Genomic DNA, 24,078 nt, shown 5'->3' with positions numbered 1-24,078 from the left:
TATGGAACATGCATTAGAGATCGAGCGATTGTTCGTCTCATATTTAGGAAATCAAGTTGTAAAAGACATTACGTTTTCTGTGAAAAAAGGAAGTCTTGTCGGTATTATCGGACCAAATGGGGCAGGTAAATCCACCTTGATGAAGGCGGCTTTAAACTTAATTTCAAAAGATAAAGGCGATATAAAAATATTTGGTGAACCGTTAAAGAAGTGGAAAAAGAACATTGCTTATGTTCCTCAGCGTTCAGATATTGACTGGGATTTTCCTATCACTGTAATCGATGTAGTGCTGCTGGGCACTTATCCTAAACTAGGTCTGTTTAAACGGCCTTCCAAAAGTGATAGAGAGTGGGCTCAAGAATGTCTGAAAACGGTCGGGATGGAAAATTTCAGCGGCCGTCAGATTGGAGAACTTTCAGGAGGACAGCAGCAAAGGGTTTTTCTGGCGAGAGCTCTTGCTCAAAAAGCAGAATTATTTTTTCTCGATGAACCTTTTGTTGGTATTGATGTGGCTAGTGAAGAAACCATTATTAATATTCTTAGAGATTTAAAAAAGGAAGGAAAGACAATTCTTGTCGTACACCATGATTTAAGCAAAGCGGAATCTTATTTTGATCATCTGCTTTTATTAAATCAGCATATGATCCACTATGGTGCATCTGAAGAAGTGCTTCAGCCGGAAGTGATTACGAAAGCGTACGCAAATCAATTTTCATTTCTTCAGCCAAAAGGGGTGAATGTTACATCATGAATATGATCGATTTTTTTGAAGCGCTATTTCAGTATGAATTTCTTCAAAAAGCGTTATTTACTTCAGTAATGGTCGGTGTTATATGCGGAATCGTAGGATGTTTTATCATTTTAAGAGGCATGTCATTAATGGGGGATGCAATCTCCCACGCTGTTTTACCTGGAGTTGCAATCAGTTATATGCTTGGAATCAGCTTTTTCTTCGGAGCAGTTATTACTGGAGTATTAACTGCCATTGGGATAGGTTATGTCAGTCAAAACAGCCGAATTAAGCATGATATGGCGATTGGTATCATGTTCACGAGTATGTTCGCAGTAGGGATCGTAATCATCACTCTCATGAAGAGCAGTGCAGATTTGTATCATATCTTGTTTGGAAATGTTCTGGCTGTTCGGATGAGTGACATGTGGATAACAGTTGGAATTGGTGTATTAGTAATAGGCCTTGTTACCTTATTTTATAAGGAACTGCTTGTTTCGACATTTGATCCGACAATGGCTCAGAGCTATGGACTTCCGAATAAATGGATTCATTATGCACTTATGGTGGTCCTTACAATGGTCACAGTAGCTTCTCTTCAAACAGTAGGTATCGTTTTGGTAGTGGCAATGTTAATTACTCCGGCAGCAACCGCTTATCTGCTTACAAATAGATTGTCAGTCATGATTTATCTTGCGGCATTCTTTGGGATAATCGCTTCTGTGCTCGGATTGTACTTTAGTTTTATTTATAATCTTGCATCAGGTGCTACGATCGTTTTGGTTTCTGCATTTATGTTTGCAATGGCATTCTTCTTTTCTCCTTCTCAAGGATTAGTGTGGAAAGCACTAAAAGCGAGAAAGAACAGAGCCGGGCTGATGCAATAAAAGGGAGGCATATAAATGTTTAAAAAAGCTGCAAGTATTATTTTAGCTGGAGCATTATTAGCGGCATCGGCAGGATGCAGTTCAGGGAAAGGTGAATCTGAAAAGGTAGAAGTAGTTACGACCTATTCCATTATCTATGATTTAGTAAAAAATGTAGGCGGAGATAAAGTAGATGTACACAGTATGGTACCGATTGGATCTAATCCGCATGAATATGATCCGCTTCCTGAAGACGTTTTAAAAACCACTGATGCGGATGTTGTATTCTATAACGGGCTGAATCTTGAAGAAGGTAATTCGTGGTTTGAAAAGCTTTTAAAGACTGCAGATAAAGATGGGAAAGATGCCCCTGTTTATCGGGTAAGTGAAGGCGTAAAAGCCATTCATCTTGAATCAAAAGGGTTGGAGAAAGAACCTGATCCTCATGCATGGATGAATATCGATAATGGAATCATCTATGTTGAAAACATTAGAGATGCACTCATAAAAGAGGATCCAGAAAACAAAAAATATTACGAACAAAACGCAGAAAAATATATTTCAGAATTAAAGAAACTGCATGATGAAACTTTAACTGAAATTGCTAAGATTCCAGAAGAAAAACGTGTTCTGATAACGAGTGAAGGTGCTTTTAAGTATTTTGGAGAAGCATACAATATGAACACAGCATACGTTTGGGAGATAAACTCTGAAAACCAAGGTACGCCGCAGCAAATCAAAAGTCTGGTTGACTTTATTAAACAAGGAAATGTTTCCGCTCTATTTGTAGAAACAAGTGTTGATCCAAGAAGTATGGAAACCGTATCTAAAGAAACTGGAGTACCTATAAAAGGAAAAGTCTTTACTGATTCTTTAGGTAAGCCAGGTGAAGATGGAGATTCATACAAAGAAATGATGGAATGGAACACGAAGACTGTTATTGAGGGAATACAATAAATAGTTTTTAAACAGAAGCTGAATCAAATTTCAGCTTCTGTTTATTTATTCTCGGACATTTTGTTCTATAATAATAAAATATGTCTTATTGAATATTGGATTTATACATAAAAGGCAGGTTGGAAATATGAGTATTAAAGCAGTTTGTTTTGATATGGATGGTGTTGTTGTCCATACTATGCCGCACCATGTAGAAGCATGGCGCTTTGCATTCAAAGAAAAAGGATACGATCATAATGAGCTTGAGTTTTATTTAAGAGAAGGGATGCCTGGCCGAAAGACGATAATGGATATTTTCAAATCCTCTCAACTCCCAGTTACCGAAGAAGATATTGAAGATATTTATGTAATAAAAAGAAATTATTTTAAGGAAAACGCAAATTATACATTTATTAAAGAGACCTTATCTCTTTTAGAGTACCTATATAAAAAAGAAATACCAATTTCTTTAGTAACAGGAAGCAGAAGAGAGTTTGTCGATGAAGTGCTTGAAAAGCTTCCTGTAGAATTTAATTCTGTTATAACAGGTGACGATGTAACAGAGGGGAAACCATCACCTGAACCATATTTGAAGGCAATGAGTAATCTTTCCTTTGCTCCTTCAGAATGGCTAGTAATTGAAAACGCTCCGCTTGGAATAAAATCGGCAAAACAAGCTGGGGTTTTTTGTCTCGCTGTTGAAACAACACTTGAAGAAAAATATTTAACGAAGGCTGATGTGATTGTTTCACCGTCACAATTAGAGCAAACGGTGAAAGGTTTATTAAGTGCAGATTCAGGACTCTAAAGGATTATGAAAGTGATGCAGCATGCAGATTGATCAGGCATGTTGTTTTACTTTCTATTTTTTTCGTGTATACTATGAGACAGTTTTAAATCGTACTCATTACTACTTATATTTTTTACAGGGAGGATTATTGTGGAGAAAAAAATAAATAATCCAGCGATTCTAGTGGATGATTTATCCTTCCATTATGGTGAGAAAAACGTTCTTGAACATGTAACGATGGAAGTTAAACAAGGTTCTTTCTTGGGACTTGTAGGCCCAAATGGATCAGGGAAGTCAACACTCATAAAATGTATTCTAGGGCTATTGAAACCGCAGCAAGGCAGCGTATCTCTTTTTGGCGAAAAAGTTCAAAAGTTTAATAAGTGGGAAAAGGTCGGATATGTTTCCCAAAAAGCTAATAGCTTTAATACCGCATTTCCAGCTACTGCATTTGAAGTTGTTTCAATGGGATTGTTTGGAAAGGTAGGCTTATTCCGCTTTTTAAAATCTTCTGATAAGCAGAAGGTATGGGATGCTTTAAAAGCTGTTAACATGGAAGATTTTGCGAATCGAAATATAGGAGAACTCTCAGGGGGCCAGCAGCAGCGCATCTTTATAGCTCGGGCTTTGGTCAGCGATCCTGAACTACTTATTTTAGATGAGCCTACAGTTGGTGTTGATATCGAATCTTCAGAGTCATTTTATAAAATGCTGAAGAATTTACATCGTGAAAATAAAATGACACTCGTTTTAGTTACACATGATGTTGGCGTTATGACTAACTATGTTACTGATGTAGCTTGTTTAAATAAGCAGATACATTTTCATGGGAATACAAAAGAATTTGAAGAAAGTTCTTCAGAAAACATGTCTGCTTTTTATGGGCATCATGTTCATGTTATTCATCATGACCATGATCACGAGTAAGGGGATGAACGGATGTTACCTTTTTTAAAATATGAGTTTTTACAAAATGCCTTTTTAACTGGGATTATGGTCGGTCTGTTAGCTCCTGTTTTAGGAGTGTTTATTGTCGTTAGACGTCAAGCCCTTATAGCAGATGCTCTTTCGCACATAACCCTGGCTGGAATAGCAGCAAACCTGTTACTTGGAAAGTGGTTTACAGTATTTGCAGGAGCTAATCCGGTATATATGGGTATGGCTTTCTCTGTTGGAGGTGCTGTTTTTATTGAACAGCTTCGAAAAGTTTATAAACATTATGAAGAATTAGCAATCCCGATTATCATGTCAGCTGGAATAGGTTTAAGTGTTATTTTTATTTCAATGGCAGACGGATTCAATACAGATCTGTTTAATTATTTATTCGGCAGCATTATAGCGGTTAAGCAATCGGATGTTTGGACAGTATTTGCAATATTAGTGGTAGTACTCGCATTTGTTTTCTTTATGTATAAGGAATTGTTTGTTCTGTCATTTGATGAAGAACAGGGTAAGCTTTCAGGAATCAGAAGCAACTGGATTTTAATTGCATTTATGGCTATTACAGCGTTAGTTATTGCTGCATCCATGAAAATTGTAGGAATCCTTTTGGTTTCTTCTCTCATGACTTTGCCCGTAGCGGCAAGCATTAGAATAGCTACTGGATTTAAACAAACGATATGGCTTTCAGTTCTTTTTGGCGAAACTGCGGTTATTGCTGGTATGTTTTTATCATATTATTTAGATCTTGCTTCTGGTGGTACAATTGTAGTATGCCTTATTATTATTTTGAGCTTGTCTATATTCTATAAGAAGCTTATGGGTTCACGGAAGGCGGGATAACTGTGAGATTCACATTAACAATTGAAGATGCAATGGTTTTGTTAAAAGAAAAAGGATACAAATACACAGAAAAACGAAAAGATCTTCTTACCCTCTTTGCACGTGAAAAAAGATATCTTTCAGCAAAAGATGTTCAGGAATCCCTAAAGAATCAATATCCTGGATTAAGTTTTGATACGATCTACAGAAACTTAACAACTTTCGTGGAACTTGGACTGCTTGAAGAAACAGAATGGGAAGGCGAACGAAAATTCCGGTTCACTTGTTCCCATAATGAGCATCATCATCATCTAATTTGTTTAACTTGCGGAAGCACAAAGTCCATTCATACGTGTCCGATGGAAGTGTTAAACAATGAATTGAATGGGTTTGATGTGACAGGTCATAAATTCGAGATCTATGGTTATTGCAAGGAATGCAAAAATTGAAATTATGATTTTTATAAGTATGTTCCTCCTTTAATTTAGCCAAGCTATAGTTAAAGGAGGTTTTTTTATGCCTGAAGTTAAATGTAATGTATCGAATTGCACCTATTGGGGCGAAGGAAACAACTGTATCGCTGATGCGATCCTTGTTGAAATTGACAGACATGCAAATAATTCTTATGACATGAGTGCCAATGGAGAATTAGTTGGAGATGCTTCTCACAAAGATCATGCACATGATCCAGCTGAAACGTGCTGTCATACTTTTAAATCAAAACATTAAGGAAGGGGCCTGCTATATAGGCCTTTCTTTTTTGAATCAATCCCCATAACTTAACATCTATGAAATGCCTCGATTAATGCCATAATAAGAACGCTCCTTAAGACTAAAAGAGGGGGAAACATGATGGCAGATGACAGATATGAACGTAATATAAATGAAGCTGACTATCGGGAAGAGATGGCAGCTGAAGCTGTACCAGTAAAAAGTGACATGGTTTATCCTGAAAGCGAACGTCCGCGTTATGCAGACAGGGACCATAGACGCGGGCATGAAGAAGAACGCGAAAGAGAAGGCGGAAAAGCGACAGGTGTTATCGCTTTAATCCTCTCTGTTCTTTCTTTGTTTATTGCTCCAGTTTTATTTGGGGGAGCAGGTATTATCGTTGGATTTGTGGCCAGAAGACAAGGTGCAAAAACCCTGGGAAATTGGGCAATTGGACTCGGTATCGTTTCCATAATTATTTCCTTATTTTTCGCACCATTCTTTTAATGTAAGAAGGAGCAAAGAAGAAGCTGCGGCTTCTTCTTTTTTATTATCATTGAGTTTCAGCGTTTGTCGAAAATTCGATAAATGCAATTTAACATGCGATTCTAGGTGCCTAACGTGGGATTGTTTAAATTAACGTGCGATTTTTTGGAATCTTAATTTAGCTCCTCAATTGCAAAGGAGTCCATATACTTTGTTAATTTACACAGAAAAAAGCCCCCGTAACGGGAGCTTTTTTTATGCTTGCTGTGCTTTTAATTTTTCTTCATGAGCTTTGGCTAAAATATCGACTTCTTTTTTCAGTTCATCCAGCAACTGATCCTCTGGAATCTTTCGTACGATTTCACCATGACGGAAAAGCAAACCTTCTCCGCGAGCACCGGCAATGCCGATATCCGCTTCTCTTGCTTCCCCAGGACCGTTAACTGCACATCCTAAAACGGCTACTTTAATCGGTGCGCGTACTTTTGAGATATACTCTTCGACTTCATTTGCGATTGAAATAAGATCTATTTCTATACGTCCGCATGTTGGACATGAAATTAAAGTTGCTGCATCTGAAAGAAGGCCAAAGGATTTTAATAATTCCCGGGCAACTTTAACTTCTTCGACAGGATCAGCACTTAGTGAAATGCGGACCGTATTTCCAATACCTTTATGGAGGATTACTCCCAGGCCTGCTGCACTTTTTACAGTTCCAGCGAAAAGTGTGCCTGATTCAGTTATTCCAAGGTGTAATGGGTAATTGAATGCTTTAGATGCTTTTTCATATGCTTCAATCGCTAAATTAACATCAGATGCTTTCATCGAAACGATAATATCGTGAAAGTCTAGTTCTTCTAAGATCCGGATGTGTTCGAGAGCACTTTCTACCATACCATCTGCTGTAGGGTAGCCGTATTTTTCAAGATACTTCTTTTCTAATGACCCAGCATTTACGCCAATGCGGATTGGAATACCTTTTGCTTTCGCAGCTTTAACAACGGCTTCAACTTTTTCCCGTCTTCCAATGTTCCCTGGATTAATTCTGATTTTATCAGCTCCGCCTTCAATTGCTTTTAGGGCAAGCTTATAATCAAAATGAATATCAACAACCAAAGGTATGCTGATCTGCTTTTTAATATCTGCAATTGCTTCAGCAGCACGCATATCCGGACATGCAACTCGGACAATCTGGCAGCCGGCTTCTTCTAAACGTTTTATTTCAGCGACTGTAGCTTCAACATCGTGTGTTTTTGTAGTCGTCATACTTTGTACGATAACCTGGTCAGATCCTCCAATTGTTAAAGGTCCGACTTTTACAGGTCTTGTTTTAGAACGGTGGGTGATTTCACTCATTTGGTGAATCGCTCCTTTTATCAAATTGACAGTATTATTCTGTCCTATCATCAGTTCATTTTAGCAGGGATTATTTTGTTTTGACAAGTATTGTTACCTTTCTGTCTTTTTATATATAGGAAATTTATATGTTTTTCCTAATTGAATGTTTTCAGGATTCACTCCTGGATTCAGGGATTTAAAGTCTTTTATCATTGTTGTGATGGTATACCCGCCATGAGAATTTAATGCCTCTACTACTGAAATCAATGTATCTCCAGGGCCAGCTTCATAAGTTTTATAATTATTATTTTTTTCTGTTGTTTGAATTTCAGCATTCACCGGCTGAGCTTGAGGGAGTGTACCAATTTTAAGATCGTAAGCAACCACATATAGAATTAGAAGAATTGAACAGCCTGTCAAAAAGCGTTTCATATTTTCCCTCTCCTTTCTCATATTGAACTATATGCTTGTCCTATTGTTTTATGACAAGTTAAAAGTGACTTTGATACGAGCATTGGTGTAAAATGGAAAGGTGTAATGGACACAAAATAAATTTTCATACGTATCAATGTAGTTGTACCGAGGGGAGAGGTTAACTGTATGAAAAAGGCAAAAATATTTGCATTGCTGTCAATCATGGCTGCTGCTCTATTTATAGCACCATTAAAGATGTTTGCAGATGCAGCTCCAGGAGACGTAATTGTCACGCTTGGACAAAATCTTACAGATGAACAGAAAAATTCTCTTTTAGAAGAGATGGAAGTATCAGCTGATGTCCAAACCGTAACGGTAACAAATGAAGAAGAACACAAGTACTTAGGTGATTATATATCGAAGGCTCAAATTGGTTCGAAAGCTATATCATCTTCTAAAATTACAGTAGGCGAAAAAGATCAGGGGCTCTCTGTTAAAACGAACAATATCAACTGGGTAACTGAAGAAATGTATATGAATGCATTGACTACTGCAGGTGTTACAGATGCTGAAATCTATGTAACAGCACCATTTGAAGTTTCAGGAACAGCTGCATTAACTGGGATTCTTAAAGCATACGAAACAACAGCACAAATCGAAATACCAGAAGCTCAAAAGCAAGTAGCGAATGAAGAAATGGTCAAAACTGCAGAACTTGGGGAAAGAATTGGTGCAAAAGAAGCAACTGAGCTTATGACTCGAGTAAAAGAAGAAATTGCAAAAAATCCGGTACAATCTGAAGACGATCTTCGAGCATTGATTGAAAAAGTTGCGAAGGACATGGGGATCGAACTTACCCAAGAAGAGCTAAACGGGCTGATTGCTTTGTTTAATAAAATGAAAGACTTAAATATTGATTGGGATCAAGTTCAAAACGATTTAAAGAACATCAGTGAAAATCTTGGTGATTTCTTAAATAAAGAAGAAACACAGTCTTTCTTCCAAAAGATAATTGATTTTCTAATCGCAATCATAGATGCGATCAAATCACTCTTTAAATAGGCATAAAAAAAGCGGCTCAGTAGCCGCTTTTTTATTTTTTTTGGGGTGTTTTTGTAATAGCAAGAATACAAATGAAAAAAGCTAACATCCAAAACCACATAAATGAATCAGGGATATGCAGATCCATCATAAAGAATATCGTCAATAAGACTGATGGCAAGGTGATGGAATAACAGGATAAAACCCAAAGATGTCTATAGGAAAGTCGTTTTCCAAAGATCTTAGTTACAGGAATCGAAAGTCCAGCTAATATTGAAGCGCCTGAAAACAAAATTCCTGAAAACAAGACGTACATTACTAAATATATGACCGCAATAATAATCGGGAAGATTCCATCCAATGTAGAAGCAAAGTTTTGCATTTGATCAGGATTTAATCCGAAATTTTCAAAATTATTTAACGGCTGTTTATCTGATATAAGATTGATTAAAAAAAGGATGAAAACAGGTAGCATGCATAAGAGGGTTAACAATAAAACGTACAGAATGGTGCTGCCCACACCTTGAAAACGAAAACTAGCGATGGATTTAATAGAATATAAACTTTTAATAAAACGAATATGTAATTTCATAAAAAACTCCTTTATTTGTTAGGCATAATTAGTGTACATGAACATATATCAATCGACAATAAGAATTGATTGTAAAGGTAATATTACAAAACTCATATTTTTATTTACATAAAGTTTATAAATAGAGATAATGGCAAAGGTTTACATAGATAGTAGTAGGGAGATGTAATGATTGGATTTTCAAGAAATGCTATTTCAATTTCTAGGTGGATTAGGGATCTTCTTATTCGGAATAAAATATATGGGAGATGGGCTCCAAAATTCCGCTGGAGACCGCTTACGTGAAATACTTGATAAATTAACAACTAATCCTTTTATGGGTGTTTTAGCTGGAATATTTGTAACAGTACTTATTCAGAGTAGTTCAGGGACAACAGTTCTGACGGTGGGGCTAGTAAATGCAGGATTTTTAACACTACGGCAAGCAATTGGTATTATTATGGGAGCGAACATTGGTACAACGGTAACTTCTTTCATAATTGGTATTGAAATTGGAGAATATGCACTGCCGATAATTGCTGTAGGATCTGTTCTTATTTTCTTCTTTAAAAATCCTAAATGGAATTATGTAGGACAAATTATCTTTGGGTTTGGATCACTTTTCCTTGGATTAAAACTAATGGGTGAAGGTATGCAGCCATTAAGCAATTTAGGAGCTTTTGAAGAGCTTACGGTATCTATGAGTGATAGTCCGATCCTCGGAGTAGTAATCGGTACATTATTTACATTAATCGTTCAGTCATCTAGTGCAACTATTGGTATTTTACAAGAATTATATGCTCAGGATTTAATTAGTCTAAAAGCGGCTTTGCCTGTTTTGTTTGGAGACAACATCGGTACAACGATTACTGCAGTCCTAGCAGCAATCGGAACCACGGTTGCCGCACGTCGCGCGGCTTTAACACATGTGATCTTCAATGTGTTAGGTACTATAATTTTTATGGTCTTTTTAGTGCCTTTCCAAAGATATATTGAATATTTAGCTGGAAAACTCAATCTGGAACCAGCGATGCAAATAGCATTTGCTCATGGAACGTTTAATCTAACCAATGTCTTAATTCAGTTTTGGTTTATTGGAGTGCTAGCTTTATTAGTAACAAAATTAATAAAAGGTGAAGATAATATAATCGAATATAAAGCGAAACATCTTGATGAAATCGTTTTAGCAACCTCACCGACCTTAGCCATAAGACAGGCGAAAAAGGAAATCATTCGAATGGCTAATTTTTCACAAGCAGGTTTAAAAGAGGCAATAGATTATTTAACTAAGATGGACAAAAAAAATTCGGTTCTAGCTCTTCAATACGAAGAAGCTATTAATAATCTCGACCGCCAAATAACATCATATCTTGTAAAACTGTCTGCTCATCCGTTAACACCACAAGAATCTAATGAACACTCGATGCTTTTAGACACAACTCGTGACATCGAAAGAATCGGGGATCATATGGAGAATATCATTGAGCTTGTTGATTATCAGTTGCGAAATAACGTGCGGCTGACTGCCATTGCTAAACAAGATTTAGATGAAATGTTCAATTTAACTGTTTCTACAGTAGATAAAGCTGTTAAGGCATTAGAACAAAATAATGTGGTACTTGCAACAGAAGTTCTTGGCATGGAAGACAAAATTGATAAGATGGAGCGAACACTCCGTAAACAGCATATTATGCGTATGAATGAAGGCGCCTGTGACGGAAATGCAGGTATTGTATTCGTTGATATCGTAAGTAACCTTGAAAGAATAGGTGACCATGCAGTTAACATTGCAGAAGCGGTATTAGAGAAGTAAAATGAAACCCAGGAGATTTTTATCTTCTGGGTTTTTGTTTGGCATTATTTTTGAAAGGTGATGGTGATTTGGAAACTGTTTATTGGGTCTTAATTGCTGTTGTATTTGTTATCAGTTTTTTAGCTTTGATTTACCCAATCCTGCCGGGTGTATTATTTTTAGCAGCCGGATTCTTAATTTATGGATTTGCTTTTTCTTTTGAACCATTTTCACCATTATTCATTATCATCCAGATTTTATTGTTAATCAGCTTATTTGTTGTAGATTATGCTGGTAATGCATATGCAGTGAAAAAGAAAGGAGGCTCTAAAGCAGCGTTGTGGGGGAGTACAATAGGACTGATCGCTGGTCCCTTCGTTATACCAGTAGCAGGGATACTCATAGGTCCTTTTTTAGGTGCTGTGCTTGCTGAATTGATCTTCCATAAAACAGGTTTTAAGTCTGCAGTTTCGATTGGTATAGGAACTGTTCTTGCTTTTGTAGGAACGACTATCATAAAAATATTTAATCAGGCTTTAATGATTGGTTATTTTTATTACCAAGTACTATAATTCGACCTTGCTTAATCCTCTATTGCATGCTATATTATTTTTGTTCAAAAAAAGTACATGTGTTCGTTTGAAGAACTTTTAAAATGTTATTGACATTAATTAAGACAACATGCTATAGTAGTTCTTGTCCTTAAATAATGTTAATTCATTATTCCACAGTAGCTCAGTGGTAGAGCTATCGGCTGTTAACCGATCGGTCGTAGGTTCGAGTCCTACCTGTGGAGCCATTTTGGCGGTGTAGCTCAGCTGGCTAGAGCGTACGGTTCATACCCGTGAGGTCGTGGGTTCGACTCCCTCCGCCGCTACCAAAATGTTTTTTTTCTTCACGATGGCGGTCGTGGCGAAGTGGTTAACGCATCGGATTGTGGTTCCGACATTCGGGGGTTCGATTCCCCTCGTCCGCCCCATTTCTTACTTACATAACCTATATTTTCACATGGACCCTTAGCTCAGTTGGTCAGAGCGGTCGGCTCATAACCGATTGGTCGTAGGTTCGAGTCCTACAGGGTCCACCAAAGTCGAGGAGGTATACCCAAGTCCGGCTGAAGGGATCGGTCTTGAAAACCGACAGGGGTGTAACAGCCCGCGGGGGTTCGAATCCCTCTACCTCCTCCATATTTTTTGGCTCGATAGCTCAGTCGGTAGAGCAGAGGACTGAAAATCCTCGTGTCGGCGGTTCGATTCCGTCTCGAGCCACCATATGTATACATACTAAAACCTTACGCTAATCGTAAGGTTTTTTTGTTTTATAAAAGGGTACAGTGTTTAAGAATTGAAAGTTTAGACTAAATTTGATAAGGTAAAATTGTTAAATCACTTTTTAAACAAGTAAGTTGATTAAATGGTTTCACTTTTCAAGATTATCCTTGAAAATGAAAATAAAAAACACTACATATTATAAGGAGGAAATGAACATGGCTAAATTTGAACTGCCTGCATTACCTTATGAATCAAGCGCACTTGAACCGCATATTGACAAAGAAACAATGGAGATCCACCACGGTCGTCACCATAAAACTTATGTTGATAACCTTAATGCTGCACTTGAGGGTCAATCAGAATTTGAAAATAAGTCTCTAGAAGATATTCTTTCAAACCTTGATTCTCTTCCGCAAAACGTTCAAACAGCTGTAAGAAATAATGGCGGCGGACATGCTAACCACAGTCTTTTCTGGGAAGTAATCGCACCAGGCGGAGCAAACGCTCCATCTGGCGAACTTGCTGATAAAATCAACAGCAAGTTTGGAAGCCTTGAAGCGTTTAAAGAGGAATTTGCAAACGCAGGTAAAACAAGATTTGGATCTGGCTGGGCTTGGTTAGTTGTAAACAATGGTGAGCTTGAAGTTACAAGCACTCCAAACCAAGACAACCCAGTAATGGAAGGTAAGACACCTATTCTTGGTTTGGATGTTTGGGAACATGCTTATTATTTGAAATATCAAAACAAGCGTCCTGATTACATTGCTGCATTCTGGAATGTAGTAAACTGGGATGAAGTTGATAAGCGTTATAACGAAGCAAAATAAGTTTAATGAAAGCTGCTGGCATCCCAGCAGCTTTTTATTATGCCTTTGTCATGGATTTCATAATTCTTTGCTAATTTTATTAGTAAGTCATCAAGTAATAAATTGCCGTCTCCAAAAGGAACACTAGACTGAATGACAAAAAGATTTCTTGCTTTGAAAAACCAGATACGATCCCCGTTAGGCTCTATGGAATTTTCATTTTTCCTCGAATATAAATCATCTTCTAAAACCAAAGGTATACCAAAGTCCTGATCATGATAAATCCAATATTCAAACATATTTCTGTCTCCTTATACAATTAAAGCCAATTAGTTAAATAATGAATAGCCCTTTTACTCTTGAAAGACACTAACGACGATATGTAAAGGGGCGAAAAACATGATATGGAAAAAATTCATGGAAGACGACCAATACCCTAGAGATCTTTTTTTACTTCTATTTGTCGGCGGTTTATTTACTCTAAGCACAGCTTTATCTAACACATTTGTTAACATTTTTTTGTGGAAGCAATCCGGCGAACTGACAGATATCGCTTTTTATAATCTATCTATTGTAGTCATGCAGCCTGTCGCATTTTATTTGGCAGGGTGGTTTGCTAAAAAAATTGACCGGGTTATTGTGTTAAGGATTGGTGTTGTCATTCTTGCGTTGTTTTATATAGGTGTTCTTTTTATGGGTTCACTTGCAAGTCATTATTTGTTTGCGTTAGGAGCAATGTTAGGTTTCGGTCTGGGATTTTATTGGCTTGCCTTTAATGTTCTGACTTTAGAAGTGACTGAACCTGAGACTAGAGATTTTTTCAATGGCTACCTGGGTGTATTGAATTCGTTATCCGGTATGATTGGTCCTTTAAGTGCAGGATTTATTATTACAAGGATGGACAAACATTCAGGATATGAAACCATTTTTACGATTTCAATGGTTTTATTCTTAGTTGCTGTTGTGATCAGTTTCTTTTTAAAACGTAGAAAAGCCGATGGGCATTTTGGGTTAAAAGAAGTTTTTCAAGAAAGAAGAGAAAACAAAGCCTGGTTCCAATTGTTAAATGCTCATTTCTTTCAAGGTTTGCGGGAAGGGACGTTTATTTTTTTAATCGTGATCTGGGTTTATACAACCTCACAGAGCGAATTTGCACTTGGAACATTCGGATTTGTTCAATCAGTTGTATCTTTTATTGGTTACTATTTCGTTTCTCATTATTTAAAGCCATGGCATAGGAAAAAAGGGATCTTCGCTGGGGGTTTATTATTGTTCATCTCTCCATTCATGCTTCTTGTACCTGTTTCTTTTACACTGCTAATAATATACGGCATATCTGTATCTATAGCGTATCCGCTTCTTCTTGTTCCTTATGTTTCATTAACTTATGACATTATTGGGAAATGTCGGGGAATTCATGAAAAAAGGATTGAGTATATTGTAGTTCGTGAATTTTTCCTTAACGCAGGAAGAATATTTTCAATTCTTATATTCTTGCTTGTCATAAATTATCTTTCAGAAGAAAAAGGTATTCCGCTTTTATTGCCAATATTGGGTGCAGGGCATTTTCTGATTTATTTTTGCTTAAGAAATATATCTGTACCAACCAGTCCGGCTGATCAAACAATAGAACTTGCTGAAACTCAGCAAGATGGCAATAATCCAAATAAACAATAATTAACTTTTGACATACTAACTAGTCAAAGGATACTATTGTTATGTAAAGATAATAACCGGTTGGCTTTAGGACACCTTTTTTTAAAGGTGTCTCTGCTGTTTTAAAGGGAGATTTACAATATTATGAAAACAAAATCAAATAAAAAGAAAAATCACGTACCGATTCGAATGAATGCCTTGTTTTTATCGGTATTTTTTCTCTTCTCAGTGCTTGTTCTAAGATTAGGCTACATACAAATTGTAAAAGGTGAAGAGTACAAACGGACCGCCTATTTGACGGAAAATGTGACTACAAAGCTTGATGCCCCACGCGGCAAAATGTTTGATGCTAATTATCGAGTAGTAGTGGATAATGAGCCAGTATTTTCGATAACGTATACAAGAACACGTGAAGCTGATGCTGAAAAAAGACACGAAATTGCTAAGAAAATGGCTGAATTGATCGATAAAGACTCGGAAGAATTAACAGAACGAGATAAAAAGGATTATTTTATCTTTCTAAATGAAGAAGAAGTGAAAAAGAGAATTTCAGCTGCTGAAAAAGAAAGTACTCCTCCAGAAGAGCTCTATGATTTAATGCTGGAAAAAGTAACTCAGAAGGACATTGAATCATTAACGAAACAGCAGCTTGAAGTGCTGGCGATTAAAAGTGAAATGGATAGAGGCTATACACTTTCTCCTCAAAGAATAAAAATTGGTGCAACCAAAGAAGAAATCGCTTTGATCAGTGAACACCTGCCTGAGCTAGAGGGTGTTGATATTAAACCTGATGCAGAACGTTCTTACCCATTTAAAGATTCGTTCAGGGATATATTCGGTCAAGTAAAACAAATACCCAAGTCAAAAATGGATTATTACACTTCGAGAGGTAATGACCGAAATGATATGGTTGGTACGAGTTTTCTGGAAGAACAATACGAATCGGTTCTTCGAGGCACGAAAACAAAAATTAAATATGTTACGGATAAAGTCGGGAATCCGGTGGGTGATCCTGTCGAAGAAGATGGTGCAAGAGGAAGCGATCTTGTATTAACTGTAGATATGGAACTTCAGCAAGAAGTCGAAAAGGTTATTGAAGAAAAATTAAAGGAAGCCATTCGAGGTAAGTATGCCTATGATAACAAGGAATTAAAAAATGCTTATGTTGTTATGATGGATCCGAATACAGGCGAAATCTTATCCATGGCTGGAAAAGAGTACAATCGGAAGACAGGTGAATTTAATGATATTCCATTCGGCAACATCTATCATTCGTATGCGATGGGGTCAACTGTAAAAGGAGCTACAGTTTTAACTGGATTACATGAAGGTGTAATTGAACGAAATACAGTAATCAATGATGCGCCGCTTAAATTTGGTGATGGAAGACAATTAAAATCACATGCGAACATGGGACCTGTTGATGCAGTAGAAGCATTGGAAGGATCTTCAAACATTTTTATGTGGCACATTGCGATGCGTCTTTCAGGCTATGATTATACAAACAAACGATTTAATGATCATAAAGTTAAAGAAGCTTTTGAAATTCTGAGAAATTCTTATAGTCAATTTGGTCTTGGTGTACCTACTGGTATCGACTTGCCATCTGAAGCAACAGGCTATAATACAGGAATGAGTAATGAATTGTTCCAAGCAATGTTTTTCTCGATTGGGCAATTTGACACATATACACCGATGCAGCTGGCACAATACGTTTCAACAATTGCTAACGGTGGTTTAAGGATGCAGCCGCATTTATTAAAAGAGATTAGGGAACCATCTGTAAATCCGAATAAATTAGGTAAACTTTTGTATCGTTTTGAACCAAACGTTATGAACAAGATTGAAATGAACCCGAGTCACATTGAAGTCGTTCAAAAAGGTTTTTACGAGGTAATGCATGGATCTAATGGAACAGCAGCTTGGATATTTAAAGACAAAGAATACAATCCTGCAGGGAAGACCGGGACGGCAGAAGTCGATAAGGAAACAGGTTTAGTCAACAAAACACTGATTGGCTATGCCCCATATGAAAACCCTGAAGTGGCGTTTGCGGTAGTTGTACCAGATATACGAGAAGGGTATACAAACAATGAAATTGCAGAAGGTGTGCTGGACGCATATTTTTCAATGAAAAAAGAAGGTATACCAACCGAACCTGAATCTAATCAATTAAACGAGAATAAAGAATCGCGCTAATTAGTGCGATTCTTTTTTTTGTATAGTTTCAAGCATTCAGTAAAAGAATAGGATTATATTCAATAAAATTCAGTCTTAACAATCTCTTTACAATTCATTAAAACCTAATTAATATTCCAGGTTTATTGTAGTAAGTGTAAGAAAGAAACAAGCTTTAAGGTTTCATGTGACCCGAGATAAAATCTCTAACATGAAAAAGTTGAAAATTACATTTAGGGGGACCTATCAAGATGAAGAAAATGAAGTCTGTGTACCTATTAGCTGTAATGTCACTTATTTTAGTTTTCGCAGCAGCATGCGGAAATAAGAGTGAAGATGGAGCAGCTGGCGGCGGAGATCTAAGCGGAAAAATTAAAATTGATGGATCATCCACAGTATTCCCAATCATGGAAGCTGTTTCTGAAGAGTTCCAAGCTGCGAATCCTGATGTGCAAGCACCAGTTGGAGTTTCTGGTTCTGGAGGCGGATTTGAGAAATTCACTCGCGGGGAACTAGATCTTGCAAATGCATCACGTCCTATTAAGGAAGAAGAAAAAACAGCAGCAAAAGAAAAAGGAATTGAATTTACTGAATTTGAACTTGCAAAAGACGGATTATCTGTAGTTGTAAGTAAAGATAACGACTTTATCAATCACCTGACAGTCGATGAACTGAAAAAGATTTACCTTGAAAAAGATGCAGCAAAAACTTGGGCTGACGTTCGTGAAGGATGGCCTAAGAAGAAAATTGAAGTATTTTCACCTGGAACTGATTCTGGTACTTACGACTACTGGAACGAAGTAATTCTTGAAGAAGAGCCTATGCGACGTGATGCTCAGCTTTCAGAAGACGACAATGTACTTGTTCAAGGTGTTTCTGGTTCTGAAGATGCGATCGGATTCTTCGGTTATGCATACTATCAAGCAAATAAAGATAAGTTAAAAGCTGTTCCGGTTGACGGAGGCAACGGCCCTGTTGAGCCAACTCCTGAAACAATCGAATCTGGTGAATATGCTCCACTATCGCGTCCGTTGTTTACTTATGCGGCTAACAAGTCAATTAAAGAAAACGAAGCGGTATATGAGTATATGAAGTTTGCTCTTGAAAATGCTGGGGAGCTGGCATCATCTGATACGATCGGATATGTTTCTCTGCCGAAAGAAAAATATGAAGAGCAGCTTAAAAAACTCGATGAACTTGCAGGTAAGTAATTGTCTAATCCAGAATAACTTAAAAAAATAATACAGGGTGAGGAGTGAAATCTCCTCACCTTTCACCTGTTTTAGTATTGGCGATTTATAGGAGGTTTTGTTGGTGTCAAGAGAGAAATCAAACCAAAAATCCATCCGCTCTATGATTCAGGAGAATAAATCCACTAGAAGTCAATCTGCGGTAATGGAAAAGGTAGTACCAAAAATATTTTTGATATGTGCAGTTATATCTATTTTCACAACATTAGGTATCGTTTTTACACTGTTAACAGAAACTTTTACATTTTTTAATCGAATCTCAATAGTTGAATTTTTTACGAATACACACTGGTTCCCTTTTACTTCAGATAAAAATGCTGATTACGGTATTCTCGCACTTGTAATGGGTACTCTTACTGTAACGGCTATTGCAATGGTAGTTGCAATACCGGTGGGTCTTGCTGCGGCGATTTATTTAAGTGAATATGCTTCAGCAAAAACAAGAAAATTTATTAAACCTATTTTAGAAGTATTAGCAGGAATCCCAACAATCGTTTATGGGTTCTTCGCACTGACGTTTGTTACACCTTTATTAGATAACATCATTCCTGGTGGAATCTCAATTTTTAATGCATTAAGCCCAGGTATTGTTGTTGGTATAATGATTATTCCGATGATCGCTTCTTTATCAGAAGATGCAATGAATGCTGTTCCAAACTCTATGAGGGAAGGTGCAATGGCTTTAGGAGCAACACGTTTTGAAGTTGCTATGAAAGTCGTGCTTCCGGCTGCTCTTTCAGGTGTAATGGCATCATTCGTATTAGGAATTTCCCGTGCCATCGGTGAAACGATGATTGTTACGATTGCTGGTGGTTCTAGACCTACAGCAGATATTAATGTTACAGAATCTATTCAGACAATGACTGCGTATATCGTCCAAGTCAGCCAAGGAGATACTGGGTATGGCACGACGATTTATTACAGTATTTATGCAGTAGGGATGACATTGTTTGTATTCACCTTGATTATGAATTTACTTGCTCAGTTTATTTCCCGCAAGTTTAGGGAGGAATATTAATGAGTTTAATTAATAAAGAGTCGGTTAAGAAAAGAATGGGGAACCGAGTTGCTGTCAACGGGTTTGCTAAGTTTCTTTTTATTCTTGCAACTAGTTTTTCATTAATTGTTTTAGGTGTATTAATCTATAGAATATTAGCAGAAGGATTGCCATATTTAAGTCTAGATTTTATTACAAACTTTGCTTCAAGAATGCCCGAACGCGCTGGTATATGGGCAGCACTTGTAGGTACCGTATGGATTATGGCTGTTACGGCCCCTGTTTCGTTTATCCTTGGAGTCGGAACAGCAATTTATCTAGAAGAATACGCAAAGAAAAATGCTTTTACAAAATTTGTTCAAGTAAATATTGCTAACCTAGCTGGCGTTCCATCTATTGTCTTTGGTCTTTTGGGATTAACGATTTTTGTTAGATTAGCGGGATTAGGATCAAGTGTACTTGCAGGTGGATTAACAATGAGTTTATTAATTCTTCCTGTCATTGTAGTTGCATCTCAAGAGGCAATTAGAACCGTACCAAGAGAAATTAGGGAAGCTTCTTTCGGAATGGGAGCAACAAAATGGCAAACAATCAGAAGAATTGTGTTTCCTGCCGCACTCCCTGGAATACTCACAGGCACGATCTTAGCCTTATCACGTGCAGTAGGGGAAACAGCTCCGTTGTTAGTATTAGGAGCATTAGCGTATGTAGCGTTTGTACCTGAAACTCTGTTTTCACAGTTTACTGTGCTCCCGATACAGCTATATAACTGGACGAGCAGACCGCAAGAAGACTTCCATATGCTTGCGGCAAGCGGAATTATCATCTTAATGATTATCTTGCTCATCATGAATTCAATCGCTGTTTACATTCGAAATAAATTTCATAAGCGCTTCTAACAGAGAGAAGGAGGACAAAAAACATGGATATTACAATTAATAAACAATTGGTACAAAAGGATAATGAAAAACAAGAGCAGTTCACACCTGTTTTCAAAATAAACAATTTAAACTTATGGTATGGACAAGATCATGCTTTAAAAGACATTAAGTTTGATATACCTGAAAAGCAGGTTACAGCAATCATTGGGCCGTCTGGCTGCGGTAAATCAACATTTATTAAAACACTTAACAGAATGGTGGAAATGGTACCAATCGTTCGTATGTCAGGAGAAATTGTTTACAGAGAAAAAAATATCTTTGATCCGAAGTACGGAGTAGAAGAACTTCGTACACAAGTAGGCATGGTGTTTCAAAAGCCAAATCCGTTCCCAAAATCGATCTATGATAATGTAGCTTATGGACCTCGAATCCATGGCATCAAAAATAAAAAAGTTTTAGATGAAGTTGTTGAAAAAAGTTTAAGAGGTGCGGCTATCTGGGATGAAGTTAAAGACCGATTAAACGAAAATGCTTATGGGTTGTCAGGCGGTCAGCAGCAGCGTTTATGCATTGCGCGTTGTCTTGCAATTGAACCAGACGTAATCTTGATGGATGAACCAACGTCTGCACTAGATCCAATCTCAACATTAAAAGTTGAAGAGCTTGTTCAAGAATTGAAAAAGGATTATAGCATTGTTATCGTTACACATAACATGCAGCAAGCAGCGCGTATTTCAGATCGTACAGCATTCTTCCTTAATGGGGAAGTTGTAGAGTACACAGATACCAGCACATTGTTCTCAAATCCATCTGATAAACGAACAGAAGATTATATTACAGGACGTTTTGGCTAATAAAAGGGAATAGGAGTGGGATAAATGGTTGTTCGTGAAAATTTTCAGCTTCAATTAGAAGAAATGAAAAAAGCTATTATTCAGATTTCAAAGCTAGCAGAAGAGGCTTTGCTCGAATCTGTAGAAGCTCTAAAAAATCAAGATCTTGATAAAGCATTAGAAGTAATTGAAAATGATAACAGGATCAATGTCTTAGAAGATGAGATCAATGATATGGCAATTCTTTTAATAGCAAAACAAGCTCCTGTAGCGTCAGATTTAAGACGTATTATTGCAGCTATTAAGATTTCATCTGATATTGAAAGAATGGCTGATTTCGCAGTAAATATTGCAAAATCAACGATTCGAATCGGCAAGCAAGAATTGATTAAACCCCTTGAAGAACTTCCGAAAATGGCGCATCATGCTATTAAGATGCTGACTGCAGCTACGAAAGCTTACGTGGAAGAAGACGTTGCACTTGCAAAAGAACTTGCTGATATGGATGACTACGTTGATGAAACGTATGGAAAAATTATTAAAGAGCTTTTAGAGTTAATGACCAAGAATCCTGATCACCTTTCACAGATTAGCCAATTGTTGTTTGTATGCAGATACATCGAACGTACAGCAGACCATGCAACGAACATTGCCGAAAGTATTATTTTCTTAGTAAAAGGCAAACGATACGGATTGAATGATTAAAAAAGACTGATTTCTAATAGATCGTTGCTGTTGAACATTTTTGTTGAGTACGCTTCTTTGACTAGTTGATTGGAGCGTAAGGTGCGAGACTCCTGCGGGATTAGCGTGCCAACCACCTGAGTATACTTCTCGTAAGGCATGCGACGAGGAAGCACGCTTCAATAGATTTAGCTTGCAGACGCAGGAGCACAGATACTTCCTTATGAGACCCCGGCAGGCTTAATTCGCTTAGGGGGCTCACCGCACGCGCGGCGGAAAGCGAGCATCCTGGAGCGGAAATCAACATCTTCTAATAGCAGCAATGATTACGAAAACAGCCTTTAAAAAAGAGAGCAGGCGTGATATACGCCTGCTCTTTTTATGTAATAAATTTATGAACTTGTAATTTCTTTAGCTAATTCATCAAAGTTCATGCTGCTGTTCACCTGATGAGATTCAGCTCTGACAGCACCTTCTAAGTTATTGGATCTTAAATACTTTAAGAATTCTTTGCTGTCCTTGATGATGTTTCCTTTTTGCAGAAGGTCACAAACCTCGCCAGTACTCATACCTTGTGAGATCGTTAAAGTCATTTGAAAGACTTTCTCTTCTTCCTTTTCAGGTTCAGCTTTGGCTTCTTCTTTTGCAGGAGCAGCCGCTGCACTTTCAGCTTCTGTTAAAGAAGTGTATTCCTCTGTTGAAATTGCCAACTCGCCTTTTTCAGAAAGATATTGTTCCACTGCAGTATCCGTTAATTCAGTACGGTTTTCTGTATCCGCTGTGTAGTATACACCAGCTAATATTCCAGTAGAAATTATAATACCAGCTGAAAATCCGCGAAGGTTTTTGCTCGTCATACTAATTTCCCCTCACAAATTTAGTTCTTATCGTTAATCATCATTTCATCTTCAAGAACTTTTAACTTCTTTTTAATTTGATAGATTTCTTTCATTAATTGAATCGTAAAGTTTTCAAGCTGTGTTTCAACTGAGTTTTCACGATTTTTTCGAAAGGAAAGAATCAAAAGAATAATACCAACTAGCAATAATCCAAAAATTGCAAACTCCATAATATCCTCCCTGTAAATAAAGCTATACCCTTTACTTTTATAACATAGTATCTATTTGTGGTATAGGTTTTTTCACAAAAGTTTACACAAAATACGACAATTCGACTATATTCATGTCTTACCAAAAATATAAATTCCATAAATTAGAAAAAAATAGTGTATTTTTGTGTTATTTTGTCTTAATTTCAGAATAATCTGATGAAGCAACCGGTTACAAAAACTTTACATAAACTGTAATCTCAAGCAGGAGATGGAACCGCCAATTTTCGACTTTTTTGACACATTGTACATAAAAATATCTAGTGATACGATTATTTAAAATCTAAGAATAAGTATAAGTTTACTAGAATAATTGATTAAGATGAGGTGATGAACTTGATCGAAGATATTGTGAAGTTGAAGGAAAGAGGACTTACGCTGCAAGAAATTGCTGAAAGAATGAATATGTCTATAGGCAAGGTTCAGTACCGCTGGAATAAATACCGGCAGCAGCAATTGCCGCCAGGAGAAAATTCTGCTTCATCAGTAGAAATGAAGAAAGAAAATTGGACAATGCCGTTTGAATATAAGGAAGAAAATGCTTGTCTTATGCCGCGCACTCCAGAGAGTTTGTATGTATATTGGAGTTTCTCCGAATCTATCAAGAATATGGCAGAACACCACTTCCGTACAAAGTGGGAAGAGCTTCCTGGCGTTTTAAAAATATATGATGTTACGGATATCCTATTTTATGGGCATAACGCACACAGAACATTTGAAATAGATCTTCCTCCTATGACAAACAACTGGTTCCTGCATTCGTTAGAGCCTGACCGGACATACATTGCTGATATTGGAACCCGCACATTTGACGGCAGCTTTTTTACATTGTTGCGTACAAATCCAGCTGAAACTGGTGCAGCCGAAATGAGCAGTTCTTACGATGAAAAGATAGAACGATGGAAACAGCAGGATATAACACAGCCTGAATGGCTTGAGAATTTTTCAACTTATTCATACTATCAAAAAATAAGATAG

At 37.1% G+C, this 24,078-nt stretch carries 27 protein-coding genes and 6 tRNA genes; 27 read left to right on the top strand and 6 right to left on the bottom strand.

The features are described from left to right. The first annotated feature begins 1 nt into the window (after nucleotide 1). The 9 genes from ACFQ4X_RS09885 (at nucleotide 2) to ACFQ4X_RS09845 (ending at nucleotide 6,301) form a co-directional block, all read left to right on the top strand. Nucleotides 2-751 carry a metal ABC transporter ATP-binding protein gene (locus ACFQ4X_RS09885; RefSeq protein ID WP_379834798.1) on the top strand — a complete coding sequence of 250 codons (750 nt, stop codon included), beginning with the start codon at nucleotides 2-4 and terminating at the stop codon, nucleotides 749-751. Further along, the gene (locus ACFQ4X_RS09880; protein WP_379834796.1) at nucleotides 748-1,617 is read left to right on the top strand and encodes a metal ABC transporter permease; all 870 of its coding nucleotides are present in this window, start codon (nucleotides 748-750) and stop codon (nucleotides 1,615-1,617) included. The genes ACFQ4X_RS09885 and ACFQ4X_RS09880 overlap by 4 nt, the downstream gene beginning before the upstream one ends. Nucleotides 1,618-1,632: 15 nt before the next feature. Continuing rightward, nucleotides 1,633-2,553 carry a metal ABC transporter substrate-binding protein gene (locus ACFQ4X_RS09875; RefSeq protein ID WP_379834795.1) on the top strand — a complete coding sequence of 307 codons (921 nt, stop codon included), beginning with the start codon at nucleotides 1,633-1,635 and terminating at the stop codon, nucleotides 2,551-2,553. A gap of 127 nt (nucleotides 2,554-2,680) precedes the next feature. Beyond that, the gene (locus ACFQ4X_RS09870) at nucleotides 2,681-3,340 is read left to right on the top strand and encodes an HAD family hydrolase (RefSeq protein ID WP_379834793.1); all 660 of its coding nucleotides are present in this window, start codon (nucleotides 2,681-2,683) and stop codon (nucleotides 3,338-3,340) included. 132 nt (nucleotides 3,341-3,472) lie between these two features. Beyond that, nucleotides 3,473-4,249, top strand: a complete 777-nt coding sequence (locus ACFQ4X_RS09865; RefSeq protein ID WP_379834791.1) for a metal ABC transporter ATP-binding protein — start codon at nucleotides 3,473-3,475, stop codon at nucleotides 4,247-4,249. A 12-nt stretch (nucleotides 4,250-4,261) separates the two neighbouring features. Next, nucleotides 4,262-5,104: a metal ABC transporter permease gene (locus ACFQ4X_RS09860; protein ID WP_379834789.1), complete on the top strand. Its 843-nt coding sequence runs from the start codon at nucleotides 4,262-4,264 to the stop codon at nucleotides 5,102-5,104. A gap of 32 nt (nucleotides 5,105-5,136) precedes the next feature. Beyond that, nucleotides 5,137-5,532: a Fur family transcriptional regulator gene (locus ACFQ4X_RS09855; protein WP_379837122.1), complete on the top strand. Its 396-nt coding sequence runs from the start codon at nucleotides 5,137-5,139 to the stop codon at nucleotides 5,530-5,532. Between the two features lie 67 nt (nucleotides 5,533-5,599). Continuing rightward, nucleotides 5,600-5,812, top strand: coding sequence for a DUF1540 domain-containing protein (locus ACFQ4X_RS09850; RefSeq protein ID WP_379834787.1), 213 nt, complete (start codon nucleotides 5,600-5,602; stop codon nucleotides 5,810-5,812). Between the two features lie 123 nt (nucleotides 5,813-5,935). Then, nucleotides 5,936-6,301: a DUF4190 domain-containing protein gene (locus ACFQ4X_RS09845; protein WP_379834785.1), complete on the top strand. Its 366-nt coding sequence runs from the start codon at nucleotides 5,936-5,938 to the stop codon at nucleotides 6,299-6,301. Nucleotides 6,302-6,535: 234 nt separating this feature from the next. On the opposite strand, the gene ispG is transcribed toward ACFQ4X_RS09845, so the two are convergent. Both ispG and ACFQ4X_RS09835 read right to left on the bottom strand, forming a co-directional pair. After that, complete coding sequence (gene ispG, locus ACFQ4X_RS09840) at nucleotides 6,536-7,636, bottom strand: flavodoxin-dependent (E)-4-hydroxy-3-methylbut-2-enyl-diphosphate synthase (RefSeq protein ID WP_379834783.1); 1,101 nt, start codon at nucleotides 7,634-7,636, stop codon at nucleotides 6,536-6,538. Between the two features lie 93 nt (nucleotides 7,637-7,729). After that, the gene (locus ACFQ4X_RS09835) at nucleotides 7,730-8,050 is read right to left on the bottom strand and encodes a hypothetical protein (protein ID WP_379834781.1); all 321 of its coding nucleotides are present in this window, start codon (nucleotides 8,048-8,050) and stop codon (nucleotides 7,730-7,732) included. A 168-nt stretch (nucleotides 8,051-8,218) separates the two neighbouring features. On the opposite strand from ACFQ4X_RS09835, the gene ACFQ4X_RS09830 reads away from it, so the two are divergent. Next, nucleotides 8,219-9,094, top strand: a complete 876-nt coding sequence (locus ACFQ4X_RS09830) for a DUF1002 domain-containing protein (protein WP_379834779.1) — start codon at nucleotides 8,219-8,221, stop codon at nucleotides 9,092-9,094. Nucleotides 9,095-9,125: 31 nt separating this feature from the next. Here ACFQ4X_RS09830 and ACFQ4X_RS09825 read toward each other — a convergent pair whose 3' ends face one another. Next, entirely contained in the window at nucleotides 9,126-9,665 is a 540-nt protein-coding gene (locus tag ACFQ4X_RS09825; protein WP_379834777.1) for a DUF1189 family protein, read from the bottom strand. A 187-nt stretch (nucleotides 9,666-9,852) separates the two neighbouring features. Here ACFQ4X_RS09825 and ACFQ4X_RS09820 point away from each other — a divergent pair, with 187 nt between their 5' ends. From ACFQ4X_RS09820 to ACFQ4X_RS09780, 9 genes are all read left to right on the top strand, one after another. After that, nucleotides 9,853-11,457: a Na/Pi cotransporter family protein gene (locus tag ACFQ4X_RS09820; protein ID WP_379837120.1), complete on the top strand. Its 1,605-nt coding sequence runs from the start codon at nucleotides 9,853-9,855 to the stop codon at nucleotides 11,455-11,457. Between the two features lie 68 nt (nucleotides 11,458-11,525). Continuing rightward, the gene (locus tag ACFQ4X_RS09815; protein WP_379834775.1) at nucleotides 11,526-12,008 is read left to right on the top strand and encodes a DUF456 domain-containing protein; all 483 of its coding nucleotides are present in this window, start codon (nucleotides 11,526-11,528) and stop codon (nucleotides 12,006-12,008) included. A gap of 152 nt (nucleotides 12,009-12,160) precedes the next feature. Then, nucleotides 12,161-12,235: transfer RNA gene (locus tag ACFQ4X_RS09810), tRNA-Asn, on the top strand. A gap of 4 nt (nucleotides 12,236-12,239) precedes the next feature. Beyond that, a tRNA-Met gene (locus ACFQ4X_RS09805) sits at nucleotides 12,240-12,316 on the top strand. 23 nt (nucleotides 12,317-12,339) lie between these two features. Further along, a tRNA-His gene (locus ACFQ4X_RS09800) sits at nucleotides 12,340-12,415 on the top strand. 31 nt (nucleotides 12,416-12,446) lie between these two features. After that, nucleotides 12,447-12,523: transfer RNA gene (locus tag ACFQ4X_RS09795), tRNA-Ile, on the top strand. Between the two features lie 7 nt (nucleotides 12,524-12,530). Beyond that, nucleotides 12,531-12,623 (top strand) — tRNA-Ser (locus ACFQ4X_RS09790). Between the two features lie 8 nt (nucleotides 12,624-12,631). Next, a tRNA-Phe gene (locus ACFQ4X_RS09785) sits at nucleotides 12,632-12,707 on the top strand. 215 nt (nucleotides 12,708-12,922) lie between these two features. Further along, nucleotides 12,923-13,534: a superoxide dismutase gene (locus ACFQ4X_RS09780; RefSeq protein ID WP_379834773.1), complete on the top strand. Its 612-nt coding sequence runs from the start codon at nucleotides 12,923-12,925 to the stop codon at nucleotides 13,532-13,534. Nucleotides 13,535-13,536: 2 nt separating this feature from the next. Here the strand turns inward: ACFQ4X_RS09780 and ACFQ4X_RS09775 are convergent, their stop codons facing one another. Beyond that, a complete protein-coding gene (locus ACFQ4X_RS09775; RefSeq protein ID WP_379834771.1) occupies nucleotides 13,537-13,812 on the bottom strand; it encodes a hypothetical protein in 276 nt (91 codons plus the stop codon). A gap of 100 nt (nucleotides 13,813-13,912) precedes the next feature. Between ACFQ4X_RS09775 and ACFQ4X_RS09770 the strand changes: the two genes are divergently transcribed. From ACFQ4X_RS09770 to phoU, 7 genes are all read left to right on the top strand, one after another. Beyond that, on the top strand, nucleotides 13,913-15,190 hold the full coding sequence (locus ACFQ4X_RS09770) for an MFS transporter (protein ID WP_379834769.1): 1,278 nt from the start codon (nucleotides 13,913-13,915) through the stop codon (nucleotides 15,188-15,190). 123 nt (nucleotides 15,191-15,313) lie between these two features. Continuing rightward, nucleotides 15,314-17,368: a penicillin-binding transpeptidase domain-containing protein gene (locus ACFQ4X_RS09765; protein ID WP_379834767.1), complete on the top strand. Its 2,055-nt coding sequence runs from the start codon at nucleotides 15,314-15,316 to the stop codon at nucleotides 17,366-17,368. A 230-nt stretch (nucleotides 17,369-17,598) separates the two neighbouring features. Further along, a complete protein-coding gene (locus tag ACFQ4X_RS09760; protein WP_379834765.1) occupies nucleotides 17,599-18,558 on the top strand; it encodes a PstS family phosphate ABC transporter substrate-binding protein in 960 nt (319 codons plus the stop codon). A gap of 100 nt (nucleotides 18,559-18,658) precedes the next feature. Further along, a complete protein-coding gene (gene pstC / locus ACFQ4X_RS09755) occupies nucleotides 18,659-19,615 on the top strand; it encodes a phosphate ABC transporter permease subunit PstC (protein WP_379834763.1) in 957 nt (318 codons plus the stop codon). After that, nucleotides 19,615-20,493, top strand: coding sequence for a phosphate ABC transporter permease PstA (gene pstA / locus ACFQ4X_RS09750; RefSeq protein WP_379834761.1), 879 nt, complete (start codon nucleotides 19,615-19,617; stop codon nucleotides 20,491-20,493). Before pstC ends, pstA begins: the two co-directional genes overlap by 1 nt. A 47-nt stretch (nucleotides 20,494-20,540) precedes the next feature. Continuing rightward, nucleotides 20,541-21,329 (top strand): phosphate ABC transporter ATP-binding protein PstB, encoded by a 789-nt coding sequence (gene pstB, locus ACFQ4X_RS09745; RefSeq protein WP_379837118.1) that lies wholly within the window; start codon nucleotides 20,541-20,543, stop codon nucleotides 21,327-21,329. A 24-nt stretch (nucleotides 21,330-21,353) separates the two neighbouring features. Next, nucleotides 21,354-22,013: a phosphate signaling complex protein PhoU gene (gene phoU, locus ACFQ4X_RS09740; RefSeq protein WP_379834759.1), complete on the top strand. Its 660-nt coding sequence runs from the start codon at nucleotides 21,354-21,356 to the stop codon at nucleotides 22,011-22,013. Between the two features lie 371 nt (nucleotides 22,014-22,384). On the opposite strand, the gene ACFQ4X_RS09735 is transcribed toward phoU, so the two are convergent. Beyond that, nucleotides 22,385-22,849 (bottom strand): hypothetical protein, encoded by a 465-nt coding sequence (locus ACFQ4X_RS09735; protein WP_379834757.1) that lies wholly within the window; start codon nucleotides 22,847-22,849, stop codon nucleotides 22,385-22,387. Between the two features lie 20 nt (nucleotides 22,850-22,869). Beyond that, nucleotides 22,870-23,061 (bottom strand): hypothetical protein, encoded by a 192-nt coding sequence (locus ACFQ4X_RS09730; RefSeq protein ID WP_066290945.1) that lies wholly within the window; start codon nucleotides 23,059-23,061, stop codon nucleotides 22,870-22,872. A gap of 375 nt (nucleotides 23,062-23,436) precedes the next feature. Here ACFQ4X_RS09730 and ACFQ4X_RS09725 point away from each other — a divergent pair, with 375 nt between their 5' ends. Continuing rightward, nucleotides 23,437-24,078 carry a DUF4912 domain-containing protein gene (locus tag ACFQ4X_RS09725; RefSeq protein WP_379834755.1) on the top strand — a complete coding sequence of 214 codons (642 nt, stop codon included), beginning with the start codon at nucleotides 23,437-23,439 and terminating at the stop codon, nucleotides 24,076-24,078.

This window comes from Fictibacillus halophilus, assembly GCF_042680145.1.
GTDB lineage: Bacteria > Bacillota > Bacilli > Bacillales > Fictibacillaceae > Fictibacillus > Fictibacillus halophilus_A.
This window is presented reverse-complemented; position numbering and strand designations above follow the sequence as displayed.